The sequence below is a fragment of the Angelakisella massiliensis genome (assembly GCF_900104675.1).
In the GTDB taxonomy this organism is placed as follows: domain Bacteria; phylum Bacillota; class Clostridia; order Oscillospirales; family Ruminococcaceae; genus Angelakisella; species Angelakisella massiliensis.
Genome location: NZ_LT629945.1, coordinates 1,578,943 through 1,591,965, shown reverse-complemented (window position 1 = coordinate 1,591,965; position 13,023 = coordinate 1,578,943). Strand labels below are relative to the sequence as shown.

Below are 13,023 nucleotides of genomic sequence, written 5' to 3'. Positions count from 1 at the left end.
CCGGCCGCAGAAAACCGGCGACAAAAAATTTTTATTTTTTCACGATGCTGTAATATCTGAGGCGTTTTGTTCGTTTTGTTAGCAGAACCATTCTATCACTCTCATTGATCCATCAAACAGGAGGTCCTTATGAAACGAATTTTCGCCCTGCTTTTCTGTCTTCTTTTCACCGGCTGCGCCTCAATGGGAGGGGATTCCATGACCCTTTCCCCCGCCCAGCTGACCCAGAAGGAAGAACAGATGGTTCAGCTGCTTACACCCAATCAAGGTATCCTGCTGGATTTTGCCGCTGACGAACAGCTTAAGTCCCTGTCTGTATCCATCAAAGAGTTGGACGGCACTCAGTGGGTGTCTGTGGGCGGGGGATCGTACGGCCTGGAGGACAGCAGCGGCCGCATTGCCCTGCAATTCGATCTGCTGGATGAAGGCTTGCGCACCGCCATTCAAACCAAAAACTACTTTGTCTCTTCCAATAACTTCAAACCGGAAAAATCTGATCGGGAAGGTCTTGCCTGGGGCAGCACCATCCTGTCCGACAGCGTCCCCCTGGAATACGAAACCGAAATTCCTGTTGCCATTCAGGCTTTTACCACCGGCAGCTTCTATTCCACCGATGTTTCCGCCTACTATGAGCCGGAGCAGCTGGCGGAGCGGGGTTACACTAAAGTGTTGGCCTTGACCATCACTTTCAGTACCCAGCAGCTGACATAAGCTTTTTTCAAACAAATCGCATTTCAGCAAAGCTTAACAGGCCGTGAATCCTTAGGAAAGGATTTACGGCCTGTTTTCATCTCATCCTCTGTTCCTATCGTGGGGGAAATCCAGGGGATACCACTGGTTTCAGGCCAGCGGCGTACGCAGGAAAACACAGCTCTCCCTGGGTGTGTGCCACACCTTTGGAGCACGCTTATAAAATTCGTTTCCCTTTCATGCGCATCACAATACCAGCCGCTATAGGCATCTGTCAAGCCACTGGTCAGACTGGTCATTATCGCCGTGGTGAAGCACTTTTTTTGTCCATCGCAGCATCAGAAGCCATCCACCCCAGCAGCCAGGCAGCAGCCACAGGGCGGCGATTTCCACCCCTCCCGCCAGCAGTTCTCCGGCAAAAGCCCCCACGCCGCCTGCTAGCAAAAGAAACAGCAAATCCTCCAGCCGGTCCAGTGGCAGCAGCTTCCGGGCTTGAAGCCACAGGGCCAGCGCCCCCAGGGACCAGCCCCAGCTTCGGAGGGCACGAAAAAGGCCCAGGGCCTCCGGGACATTTTTCTTCATCAGCAAAAGCTCCCAGAGCCACCGGCGAATCTCCCCCAGGCGTTCTCCCCAGAACTCAAAATCCGACCATCTGGCGGGAATCATAGAGGGAGGGACGGTAAAACCCAGCCCCATCAGCATCCAGAACAAAACAGCAGCGGCCACAATCCCCAGTAACACCAGCGCTGAAAGCACCGGATAAGTCCGAAACCCTTTTCGCCGCCCCATGCTTTCCCGCAGAAGAAACCACAGCAGCATAAAGGGCAGCAGTCTTGTGCCGATACCGGCCAGCCCCAGCCAGATCCCGGTGGAAAAGCTGACAGAAAAGCTCAAACCATGACGCAAAGCAAAGCTTTCCCCATAAGCCTCCGCCTCTTTTCCAGCGGGGAGAGACAGACTGAGGCGGTCAAACCCGCCGGTCCATTCCCCGTCCCCCTGGCGGACCAATACCTGCACCGGAGCGTCAAAAACACCCCGTACCTGATACACCCGGTTTTCCAGGGTTATGGTTCCCCCGATGGGAGCGTCATCCCCAAAAAGGGCCTGGGCGGTACGCCGGTCCACCAGGCAGCCGGTCAGGTCCTCCTGGGGCAGTACCGCCGCCACCGGCAGCACAAGCCGGGAATCTCCCCCCAGGGTGAGGACGCTGACCAGTGCGGAACGGTCCAGTTCCCCGCTTTCTATCCAAATACCCTCCTGCTGGCACCAAGGGACCACTGCCGTGGGCTGCTGGGTGCGCTCCTCCGCCGCCTGAATGCTCTTTGCTTCCGCCACAGTCATGGGGGAAGGAAGAATAGCGGTCATCCCTCCTGGAAAGGCGAGACGTTCCCTCTCCCCCAGGGCCAAGGCCCAGCAAACCAGAGCCAGGGCGGTCAGCATCAGCCCCCAGCTTCTGCCTGCGGCCCTCATGATGCCATCAGGCGCACCCGGTCGCCCTCCCGCACTGTTTTGCTGGTATCCACGATCACCCGGTCTTCCCGGGAAAGTGCTCCGGCAACAGCGGCCCGGGTCTCATTCTGGTCCTCCACCTGAACGTCCACCCGTCTGGCCGTCAGCTGGGCGCCCAACACCGTTTCCTGTTCCTCCAACACCAGCAGGTACTTTTTGCTGCCATCGCTGTGGAGAGCGGACACCGGTACGCACAGATTATAGCTGCCGGTTTTTCTGGTGATTTCCACCGTTCCTCTGGCCCCCAGGGTTCCGCTGTCCTGGGGAACCACTGCGGTAAGACGTGTCATCATCCCTTGCCCATCCTCCACATTTTGCAGCCCGACTACCTGGGTCTTAACAGAACGATTCCCCGGTAAAGTGATGGTGGCCTCATCTCCCAGGGCCACATATTCCAGCTGCTCCTGGGTCAACTGGGCTGTAAAGAGAAAGCCGCTCTCCTCCCCCGCCACCATGGCTGCGGCCGCTTCGGTGGTGGCCTGCCCAGGTGTCACCAGCATCTGGGATACCACGCCCCTCTCCGGCGCCGTCACCACACCGCCTTCGTTCAAAAGGGTCTCCAGCTCCCGGAGGCTCTCCTCTTCCAGCACACAGCTGAGGGCTGCAATTTCCCCCTGTCGGGCGCTGTCGTTATAGTCTAGGGCCAATTGGGCATCCTCCAAAGCTCGCTGAGCCGCTTTCCAGGCATCCCGGCGGCTGTCCTGGGCTCCTTCATAAGCTTCATCCGCCGCTTCATACTCCCCCTTCAGGGCGTAGTAGCGACTTAAGATCTCCCTGGTCTCCTCATCCGTTTCCGGAGGAAGGCTGGTTCCCGGAGGCAGCGTTCCCCCTGTCCACCGGTCAATAACCGCCTGGTGCTGCTGATAATACTCCCGCAGAGCCACCAGGGCTTCCTTCCGGGTTTTTCTGGCATCCTCCAGGCTGTCATAGGAGCGGTCAAAGGCATCGGAATAGTCCTCATACGCCCGGTCATAGGCCAGGGCCTTTTGTTTATCCTCCAAAGAAGCGGCGTTTTTCAGCCCCTCCCATTCCAGCCGCAGTTTTTGCAGCTGCGTCCTTTGCCGCAGCAGAGCCTTCTCTAAAGAATCCTGATTGAAGGTGAACAAGGGGTCCCCCTCCTCCACCTGGCTGCCCGGCTGGGCCTGGATGCTGTCCACCAAAATCCCCGACACTGTCACCACCAGGGTCTCTCGCTGAGGCTCCAGAGTGCCGTCCAGACGGGTGGTATGGGTAATGGCGGCGCTCACCGGATTTTCCACCGTCACCTTGGGTACCGTCAGGGAATCCGCGCCCCTTGACAGGAGGGTACACAGAACCATCACCGCCAGAAATCCCGCCAGCAGCCGGGGAGCTCGCTCAGACAAGGGACGAGGCTCATCGGAAGGCCTCCAAAAAATCAGTTGTGTCAGCTTCATCATCTTCTCATTCCTTTACACTGGCGGCGATAATCCCCCGCTCCAGGTCCTTTTGTCCCCACAGAAACACCAGCACTGCGGGAACCAGCGTCGCCACCGATGCTGCCAGGGCAAGCCCCGCCTGTCCGGGACCGATATTGGGCAGATACAGAGACAGGGGCCACAGACTGGGGGTTGTGAGGAAAGTCATGGGCTGTTCAATGAGGTTCCAGCATTCCAGAAAACTCAGCACCATGGCGGACATCACCCCCGGCGCTCCCAGGGGCAGACCCATGGTGAAAAAAATCCGCAGATGCCCTGCCCCATCCAAAGCCGCCGATTCCAGCACCCCTTTGGGGATGCCCTGAAAGAACCGGGTCATGATAAAAACCGGGAAGGTGGAAAAAACACCCGGCAGAATCACCGCCCAATGGGTATCCAGCAGGGAGAGGCCGTTCAGCACCAGATAGCTGGAAACCATGGTCACCTGAAAAGGCATGAGCATCAGCACGATGTACAGCGTCAGCAGCAGCTTTTTACCGGGAAAGCGGAACCAGGCAAAGCCCCATGCGGCGGGAGCCCCTACCGCCAGCTGCCCCAAAAGAGTGAGAGCGGTGATCTTCACCGAGTTCCAAAACATGACAAAGAATTCCGGACTGTCCAGCAGCAGCTCCACATAAGGGCGCAGGGTGGGATAGCGGGGCAGCAGCGTCCACTGCACCTGACCGGCGGCGCTGCCCAGGACGGGGGCCAGATTTTCTGTCAGCTCTTCGCTGCCCATCAGCGACCCGGAAATCAGAAAGACCAGTGGCAGCCAGACAAACAGCGCCAGTATTCCGGGAAAAACAAGGGGTAACAGAGATTTTTTCACGCGCTTCACCTCCCGGAAATACTTTTTGGCTGTATCCCAAAACCGGGCATACTTTAAAGGTGTGTCGCCCTTCTGGGCCTGCTGCCGTCTGATGCCCAAACCACCGGTAATGCCCCTTTTTCTGCCCCGGAGGGCAGGGGCTGAACACCCACTGATTTTCCGAAACCGTTTTTTCATACACTTGCGCTTTACAGCAGCACTTTTCTCTTCATTTCAGAGCGCAAGGCGTTTCTGAAAACAAAAAACACACAGAATTCCCCCCGGAAGTGGGGGGATGCAAGGAAAAAGCGAAAGCATCCTTTGGGATACCCAGACTTTTGGACACCGATTTCTATAGAAAAGATGGAATTTTCGACTTTCCAGATAATCCCTGGTCCTTTATCCTTCCTCCCCCTCGTCCCAGGCCCGGCGCAGCAGTAAAATCAGCACCAGGATCACCGCCGCCACCAGCACCGCCGCTGCCGCCAGCTTATCCATGGACAGCTCCCGGAACCAGTTGTTAAACAGGTGTTGGAGCAGGTACATACTGGTGTGGGGATAATCCCCCGCCACCAGATAGGCCTCCCGAAACACCTTGAAAGAATTGAGAAAGGACAGAACGGTAATGGTGTACAGGGAAGGGAGCAGCCCCGGCAGGGTGATCCGCCGGAAGATGGTCATTGGCCCCGCCCCGTCCACCTGTGCCGCTTCGTAAACGGTGGAGGGAATACCGGAAAGCCCTGCCAGCCACAGCACCATATCATAGCCCAGGTTCTTCCAGATATAGCTGAACACCAGCACCCAGAAAGCCCAGTGGCTGTTCATCCAGTCCACCCGCTGTCCCCCCAGGGCCTCCGCCAGCAGGCTGAGAAAACCATCCCGATGAAAGACAGCCCGCCACAGCAGCACCACCGACGCCACAGGAATGGCCATGGGCAGCAGGAAGGTGATTTTCAGCATTCCCGCCCGCTCCATCCGGCTGTGGAGCAGCACCGCCACCAGCAGTGACAGCAAAATCAGCAGGGGCATACACACCCCCATAAAGCGCAGGGTATTGCCTGCCGCCAGCTGAAAGGCCCCGTTGGACAACACCATCTGATAATTCCGCAGCCCCACAAAAGCGCCGCTCATAGCCTCCTGAAAGGAGCGGCGGACCACATCCCCAAAGGGAAGGAGCACAAACACCAGCACCCCAGCCAGGCTGGGAAGGAGAAACAGAAGGCCCGCCAAGCCGTCTTTCTTTTTGAAGCCCACGGGCCCTCCCCCTTTCTGAAACATTGTTTTCCCTTCCCTGACTGTCAAAGCCTGCCTGGGAACGGTCCACCTGATGGATGAGGAACTTAAAAATCCTCCTTATTCCGTCAGGTACAGCCGCAGCTTTTCCCCAATGGCGGTGACGGTATCCTCCAAAGTGCGGTTGCCCCGGAAATACTCCCAGGATTCATCCAGAACGATCTGCCGGGCGGTCAGGTCCACCCGGGAGGCGGTATCCACACCCCGGATCATTTCCTTTACCTGCTCCATATAGTCCTCATCCGGCCAGATCACCTGGAAGTACTGGTAGGAACCATCAGCAGCAACGGCTCCATAGGTCATGCCGTCGTCGGTGGGCGGATAGGGGTTTTGAGCGCTTTGTTGGAACGCGGCGGCGTTGACTGCATAGCCGCCTCCGAAATTGTGACTCTGCACCTGATCCGAAAGGGCCAGCTGCACAAATTCCAGGGCCAGTTCCTGATGGGCGCTGCCAGCGCTCACCCCCAGGAGGGTGGAGGGGATAAACACCGGCTCTCCCTGTCCCGGCAGCAGGAACAGTTTGCCGTCTCCCTTCTGAGAAATGGCCTCCTCGCAGGGAGCGATATCATCAAAAGTATTGGAAATGCCGTAAGCCATGGGGATATAGCCGAAATTCCAGTAAACCGCGGCGAAGGACAGGTCATAGTCGCCAGCCCCCCACATGGAAGTATATTCTCCCCAATCGGTGCGGCCTGTGGCGTCAGTGATCTTTTTGAGGCTTTCCAGGAACAGGGAAATTTGCTCCAGGTTCACTGAGCCGTCCTGTCCAAACCAGTAAGGAGCGCAAACAGGATAAAAGGTACGAATCAGGGCATTGGGATGGGGTTCCATGGGATTGCCCTGGAAGTCGGCCATCTGCGGCAGGCTCCGGATTTCCTGGGCCTGATATTCCGCCAGGGCTTCCAGGTTTGTCAGCTTCTCCGCCGTTTGGGAATCCGCCAGAGCCAGGGGCACCTGGAACCGGGCAGGAATGGCGTAAAGGCTGCCGTCTGCTTCCCGGCTGCCGGCAACGATATTTTCCAGCAGTTCGCCGGAGGAGATCTGCTGGGAAAGACCGTCGCTCAGTTCCAGCAATACCTGCTTTTCAATATAAGAATCCACCGGCATTCCATCCAACACCAGAATATCCGGCCCCTGACCTGCCAGCAGCTGGGTGCTCAGTCCCCGAAGGGCGTCGGAAGTGGTGATGGAACCGTCTTCCGGCAGCCCCACCTCAAAGGAAACCTGCACATCAGGATGCCGCCGCTGGAACAAAGCCATCGTCTCCCGAATGGTGTCGTTGTCCTCCAGGCTGTAGACCCGCAGCTGAGTGGAAGGCACGGTGGGGATGGTCTCATCATACCGGTAACGGAGGGTGGAATAACCATCACCGCTGAAAAAGCCCAGAAAGTTTTCTCCCTCCTGGGGAATCAGGGCAAAACAGTTGATCGAGGGCATATTCAGGGAGGTGAGGGAGCCGTCCACCACCAGCTCCAGCACACCGCCGCCGTTGACCAGGCGGTAAATGCCGGTGGAATCACAGTAGTAAAGAGCCTGCTCATCCGCCGCCAGAATGCCGGAACCATCCCCGGAGGGAATTTCCACCGTTTCCAGCCGCTCGCCGGTATTCAGATCAAAGAAATGGATGCGATTTTCCTCCACCATTGCCAGTTGGTCCCCCATGGTCAGAAAGGCTTTGGGCTGCACCGTGGGCTGATAGGTGTTTTTCACCTTACCTGTCTGGGAATCCATCTGGTAGAGGGTCAAATAGTCATTAAAGATGATGTCCCCGCCTTCGGTAACGGCGATATCCCGGGGGGTGGCGGGCTGGCCATCGCTGCTCAGGGGAATGTCCAATGGCATCTCCCTGCTGCTGCCGTCGCCGCTGAACCAGGTATAGTTGGTTTCCGGCTGGAGGGCAAGGGCGGTTTCAAAGTCCTGGTTCCTGACCGCCTCATCCATGGCGGCTACCAGCTCATCGGTATAAATACTGTACGCCACAGCGATGCCGCCGTCCGGCGTCCAGTCCATTGCCATTACCGTGGCCTGATCCAACTGGGACAACCACGGCAGATCCTTCTGCTGCCAGCTTTCTCCTCCATCCTCGGAGCGGTACAGATACCAGGGGCCCCGAACCATATTTTCGGTCTTGCTGACAAGCATCTCCATGGAACCGTCGGAAAAGCTTTTGAGACCCGCGATGGTTTCCGTCCCATCGGGAATGGAACCATACTCCTCTTCCACATACCGGCCCATGGCCGCAGTTTGCCCTTCGGTTTGAGAACTGCTGCTCCCGTCAGTGCCTGTACAGGCGGTACTTAACAGCAACATCCCGGAAATCATCAGCGCAGCCGCCCGCTTCCAGAATCTTTTCATCCCAATTCCCCCTGTTTCTGTGTTGATACCCTCAGCGGACGATGGAACAAATTGCCGGACAGGGAGAAAAAAGGAGCTGTATGCGTCCTCCCTTTTGACAGGCATCAGCCTGCTCTCGCCCTAGGCTCCCGGCAACCTTTGTTTCGCCCTTCTGGTTGGCGCTCCAACATTTTTTCAGAGACGGCACACGACCGTCTTTGGAAAACCATTTCCCACCTTGTTCATGGAGGGTAATTTCATCATAAAAAAGCTTCCTCTAAATTTTCTGGAAGTCGGTCATTCGGAAGCCATCAAACTCAGCTTTGCCGTCAGTTCCTCTACCCCTTCCTCCAGAGAAACACTTCCCTGGAAAAAGCGGTCCGCCGTCTCCGTCACCTGCTCCATCACCAACTGATCTTTTTGTACCGCGGTATCCAGCGTTTGCAGCTGTGACCAGAAGCTTTCCCACTGCTCCAGACGGGGAGCGGCAATGATCATCACTTTCGTCTCCCCTCCCTCGTCGGTAAAGCCGTAGCCTCCCAGCTGCTCTCTGGCGCTGAGTTTTTCGGTCATTGTCTGCCATGCCTCCTGGTTGACTGGCAAGCCCTCACGGAAGTCCTCCTGCTGCACCGGCAGGGAAAGGACTGTTTCCACAAAGTTCAGCGCTTCCTCCGTAGCTTTGCCGGAAGCGTTGACGCCCAGCTGAACCATGGGAGTAAACAGCTTTTTTCCACCTGCGGGAAGGGGCAGGAAAACGCCTCCCTCTTTCTCCCCGAGGGCCTGCCACGCCATGGCCAGATCCTCGGGAGAAACTACGTCGCCAATCGCCAGAATATCGGTATTAAAACGCCATGCCAGAGCTCCAAACAACAGCTCAGGAGTGAGATCGGGATTTTCCTTCTTTTGCAGCTGCCGCCACCCTTCCATATCGGTCAGCAGGGCGGTGAGGACCTCCCGGGAGATCTCCCCGGAACCCTGGGCCAGATACCAGGGGAAGAACAGCTGTGTCAGCTGTCTGCCGCCGCAGTCATACAGTACCATGGCATTGGGGTACCGCTTGGACAAATCTTCTCCCGCCTGCTCCAAAGCAGTCAGATCCTCCGCCTGTTCCAGCAGATCCCCATCCCCTATCACCATAGGCACTCCAAAACGGGCGGGCAGAGCATAAAGGGACCCGTTTTCCTCTTTCATTCCCTCTATAACAGAAGTCAGCCATTCCCCTGAGGCGGTCCGCTTCTCTGCCAGCTCCCGCAGATCCAGCAGCACCCCTTTTTCCACATAGGAATCCACCGGCAAGCCGTCCAGCATCAGCAGGTCGGGGCCCTCCCCAGCCAGCAGACGGGTATTGAGGGAGCGGATGGCATCGGACAGGGAAACATCCTCTCCTGCCGTCTCATAAATCACCTGGGTGTCGGGATTCTGCCGCTGATATTCGCTGATGGCCAAACGAATGGTTCTGTTTTCAGTAAGGCCATAGATTCGCAGCTCCTTGGCTGGAACGGTGGCGGTCTGAGGATCATAGCGGTATTGCAGCAGCTGATATTCGCTGGAGGAATTGAGGAGCATGACCTGAAAGACATCGCCATCCACTATAAAATCCACCAGCTGCGCCGTCGGATCACCCAATGAAGTAAGGCTTCCATCGGCCAACTGCTCAATGAGCGCACCGTCACCGGCAATACGGAAGATCCCCTGGGCGCTGCAAACATACAGCGCGCCGTCCTCTCCAACCGACAGCAGCACCTTGAACAGCCCTCCGGAAATAAAAAACTCCTCTTCAGAAGAGCGTACCTCCGGCAGGGGAAAAACTTCTCCCTGTTCCCCTGTGTTCAGATCATAGAGCCGAATCTCATTGGACAGCGCTACAGCGGCTTTATCTCCCCAAACGGCAATGCCTTCCACCTGCCGCTCCATACTCCACCGGTTTTTCAATGCGCCGGTGCCGTCAAAATGATAAACCTCTGTATAATCGCTTCCCAGGATATTCCCCTTGGGACCTGTTGCCAGCTGCCGGAATGTGCCGCTGATGAGGCTTTCCGAAGTCTCAAAGGATTGTGCCGTTTTCTGCCCCGATGAATCCAGCCAGATTCCTCTGAGCTCCGGCTGCTTCAAAGAAACATCATCGGAAAAAGTCTCTCCGCTGTCCTCCATGGGATATACCGTTCCCACCACCAAAACTTCTCCCTGGTCATTCCAGCAGATGCTTTCCGGCTGCAAATCCCCAAATTCTTCCGGGGACAGGGTGACGGTGGAGCTCCACTGACCATCTTTTTCCCGCTCAAACAGCCGTAGCTGCTGCTGTTCAATTGCCGCCAAAACCTGGGTGCCATCGGACAAAACATCCATTCCCAGCACCAGATCCAGATTTTCCGGCATTCGGTCCTTTTCCTCAATATATCGTCCCATCGCCGGCTGTTCCCCGGTTTCCTCCACTTTTCCGCAGCCGGAAAAAACCAGCAGAAAGGCAAGCCCAAACGCAAGTGAACGGCGGATTTTTCTCCATTTCATGTCCATACCCCTTTCTCTGGCAGCTGGGAGAGCACCCAACCAGCCTGATAACATAACGATACAACCCCTTTCTCTATTTTTTCTAAAAAAGAAAAATTTCTTTTGACCGCCATTGGTATTCATTTTGTGTCTCACATTCAAATTTTCCATTCAGACTGGAAACCGAGGCAACCTGACAGAACAGGATAAAGACCAATAAGAAGGAACTGCTTTCCTTTAGAGGAAATTTACAGACTTCTCATGTTATACTATAGTGTTGAAAAAGGAAAGAAGGAGGAAAAGGACCATGCGAATCCTGATGGTGGAGGATGATCCGGGGCTTTGTGAAGCGGTGAGCTTTCAGCTGGAGCAAAAAGGGGTGACGGTGGACGTCTGCCATGATGGGGAGGACGGCCTCCATTGGGCGCGCCAGCAGGCCTATGACCTGATTCTGCTGGACCGGATGCTGCCGGGTCTGGATGGGCTTTCGGTGCTGCGGAGCCTGCGGCAGGAGGGGATCGTTACCCCGGTGGTGCTGGTAACAGCTTTGGGGGAAATTTCCCAGCGGGTGGAGGGCCTGGATGCGGGAGCGGACGATTATCTGGTCAAGCCCTTTGCCGCTGAAGAACTGATGGCCCGCATCCGAGCCATGTCCCGCCGCCCCCGCCAGTGGGAAAGCAGCCAAATCATCCGTTTGGGGGACGTGGTTTTTGACCGGGAGCAAAAAACTTTGGAAAAAGAGGGCCAAAGCTGTACCCTCTCCCGAAGGGAAAGCGAGCTGATGGAAATGCTGCTGAAAAATCCCGGCCAAATCCTGCCCCGGGGGCTGCTGCTGTCCCGGGTATGGGGGCCGGAGGCGGAAGTGGAGGAAGGAAATCTGGACAACTATATCCATTTTCTCCGTCGGCGGCTGCGGTCGGTGGGCAGCGCCCTGGAGATCCGTACCGTCCGGGGAGTAGGCTATCAGCTGGAGGTTCCCCATGTTTAAGCGGCTGCGGCGAAAACTGACCTTCTACTGTACCGCAGTCACCAGCGTTATTCTGGCGGGTATGGCCCTGGCCTCTCTCTCCCTGTCGGAACAGGCTTTGAACCAGCGGGGCAGCGCCGCTTTTGCCGGTGATGTAAACGCGATTCTGTACCATATCATCAGTCAAAAGGTGCTGGATCACACCTGGCTTGCTCAGACTGAAACCAGCGGACAGCTGATGATCCTGGTGGAGGACAGCGGCCAGTCTCTCCTTTTTTCCGGCTCCTGGGACCGTCCTCACCGACAGGAATTGCTGGAAGCCGCCCGGCAAACCGCCCTGGAGGACTATTATTTTGACCTCTCCCAGCCGCCTCAGACCCATTTTCAAAGTGAGCGCGTCACCTTCTCCTTTACCAGCCCCTCCGGCATCCCCTGTTATGGAGCTGCGGCGGTGGTGCCGCTGGAACGGGGCTGGGCAGGGCTCCTCGTCGTAAAGCCCATGACCGGGGAGCTGATGCAGATAAACAATCTGCGGTGGATGTTCGCCGGACTGCTGGCAGTGGCTGTATGCCTGCTGGGAATTTTCTCCTGGTTTTTCACCCGCCGGGCCATCGAGCCGGTGGAAGAAAGCCGCCGCAAACAGGTGGAATTTGTTTCCGCCGCAGGCCATGAGCTGCGTTCTCCCTTGGCAGTCATTCAAAGCAGTGTTTCCGCCATGGAGACTGCTCCCCCGGATAAAGCGGTCCGCTTCCGCCAGACCATCAGTCAGGAATGTTCCCGGATGTCCCGGCTGGTGGGGGACCTGCTGCTGCTGGCCAGCGCCGATAACAGCAGCTGGAGCGTTCATTTCCAGGAGGTGGAGCCGGAAACTTTGTTACTGGAAACAGCAGAAAGCTTTGAGACGGTGGCTGCCGCCAAAGGAGCCCGGCTGGATATACGGCTGCCGGAAGATCCTTTGCCCAAATGCCAATGGGATGGACAGCGGATCAGTCAGGTGCTGACCATCCTGGTGGACAACGCTCTTTCTTATGGGGGCGAGGACTGTCATATTCTGCTGGAAGCCCGGCAAAACCGGGGACGGGTGGAGCTGATGGTGGCAGACAATGGTCCTGGTATCCCGCCTGCGCAGCGCAAAAGAATCTTTGAGCGCTTCTACCGGACAGATCCCGCCCGGAGCAAAAAGGACCATTACGGTCTGGGGCTGAGCATTGCCCGGGAAATCATAAGCCTCCACCGCGGCAGCATCCGTGTGGAGGAGACCCCGGGAGGCGGCGCCACCTTCATTCTTTCCCTGCCGGTTCGTCAGCGGTACTGATGAGTAAAGAAAGCTTTTTTCTGGCTGCTTTCTGAGGGCGGCAGGCTGATCATATCAGCACCCCTTTTCTGATAACAGAAAAGGGGTGCTGTTTTCACTCCAATTGCATAACTTCATCTTAGAAAGATAGTACCATAATAACCTTGATTCAAAACGTTTTGATCAGCAAAGAAACCGACACATC

At 56.7% G+C, this 13,023-nt stretch carries 9 protein-coding genes; 3 read left to right on the top strand and 6 right to left on the bottom strand.

Annotated elements, in window-relative coordinates; genetic code table 11:
• The first annotated feature begins 129 nt into the window (after positions 1-129).
• Positions 130-711, top strand: a complete 582-nt coding sequence (locus BQ5383_RS12900; protein ID WP_071432582.1) for a hypothetical protein — start codon at positions 130-132, stop codon at positions 709-711.
• A gap of 240 nt (positions 712-951) precedes the next feature.
• On the opposite strand, the gene BQ5383_RS12895 is transcribed toward BQ5383_RS12900, so the two are convergent.
• The 6 genes from BQ5383_RS12895 to BQ5383_RS12870 form a co-directional block, all read right to left on the bottom strand.
• Complete coding sequence (locus tag BQ5383_RS12895; RefSeq protein WP_139193428.1) at positions 952-2,055, bottom strand: ABC transporter permease; 1,104 nt, start codon at positions 2,053-2,055, stop codon at positions 952-954.
• A gap of 101 nt (positions 2,056-2,156) precedes the next feature.
• The gene (locus BQ5383_RS12890; RefSeq protein WP_071432579.1) at positions 2,157-3,617 is read right to left on the bottom strand and encodes an efflux RND transporter periplasmic adaptor subunit; all 1,461 of its coding nucleotides are present in this window, start codon (positions 3,615-3,617) and stop codon (positions 2,157-2,159) included.
• Between the two features lie 4 nt (positions 3,618-3,621).
• Positions 3,622-4,464: a carbohydrate ABC transporter permease gene (locus BQ5383_RS12885; RefSeq protein ID WP_071435086.1), complete on the bottom strand. Its 843-nt coding sequence runs from the start codon at positions 4,462-4,464 to the stop codon at positions 3,622-3,624.
• Positions 4,465-4,842: 378 nt separating this feature from the next.
• The gene (locus BQ5383_RS12880; RefSeq protein ID WP_235821981.1) at positions 4,843-5,697 is read right to left on the bottom strand and encodes a carbohydrate ABC transporter permease; all 855 of its coding nucleotides are present in this window, start codon (positions 5,695-5,697) and stop codon (positions 4,843-4,845) included.
• Between the two features lie 99 nt (positions 5,698-5,796).
• Positions 5,797-8,091, bottom strand: a complete 2,295-nt coding sequence (locus tag BQ5383_RS12875; RefSeq protein ID WP_071432574.1) for an ABC transporter substrate-binding protein — start codon at positions 8,089-8,091, stop codon at positions 5,797-5,799.
• A 276-nt stretch (positions 8,092-8,367) separates the two neighbouring features.
• Complete coding sequence (locus BQ5383_RS12870; protein WP_071432572.1) at positions 8,368-10,578, bottom strand: ABC transporter substrate-binding protein; 2,211 nt, start codon at positions 10,576-10,578, stop codon at positions 8,368-8,370.
• A gap of 286 nt (positions 10,579-10,864) precedes the next feature.
• Here BQ5383_RS12870 and BQ5383_RS12865 point away from each other — a divergent pair, with 286 nt between their 5' ends.
• Positions 10,865-11,545: a response regulator transcription factor gene (locus tag BQ5383_RS12865; RefSeq protein ID WP_071432570.1), complete on the top strand. Its 681-nt coding sequence runs from the start codon at positions 10,865-10,867 to the stop codon at positions 11,543-11,545.
• Positions 11,538-12,839 carry a sensor histidine kinase gene (locus tag BQ5383_RS12860; RefSeq protein WP_071432568.1) on the top strand — a complete coding sequence of 434 codons (1,302 nt, stop codon included), beginning with the start codon at positions 11,538-11,540 and terminating at the stop codon, positions 12,837-12,839. The genes BQ5383_RS12865 and BQ5383_RS12860 overlap by 8 nt, the downstream gene beginning before the upstream one ends.
• Positions 12,840-13,023: the final 184 nt, after the last annotated feature.

Coding starts and splice junctions, on each gene's coding strand:
- BQ5383_RS12860 (WP_071432568.1), top strand. CDS start 11,538: ATGTTTAAGCGGCTGCGGCGAAAACTGACCTTCTACTGTACCGCAGTC.
- BQ5383_RS12870 (WP_071432572.1), bottom strand. CDS start 10,578: ATGAAATGGAGAAAAATCCGCCGTTCACTTGCGTTTGGGCTTGCCTTT.
- BQ5383_RS12865 (WP_071432570.1), top strand. CDS start 10,865: ATGCGAATCCTGATGGTGGAGGATGATCCGGGGCTTTGTGAAGCGGTG.
- BQ5383_RS12895 (WP_139193428.1), bottom strand. CDS start 2,055: ATGACCGCTATTCTTCCTTCCCCCATGACTGTGGCGGAAGCAAAGAGC.
- BQ5383_RS12900 (WP_071432582.1), top strand. CDS start 130: ATGAAACGAATTTTCGCCCTGCTTTTCTGTCTTCTTTTCACCGGCTGC.
- BQ5383_RS12875 (WP_071432574.1), bottom strand. CDS start 8,091: ATGAAAAGATTCTGGAAGCGGGCGGCTGCGCTGATGATTTCCGGGATG.
- BQ5383_RS12890 (WP_071432579.1), bottom strand. CDS start 3,617: ATGATGAAGCTGACACAACTGATTTTTTGGAGGCCTTCCGATGAGCCT.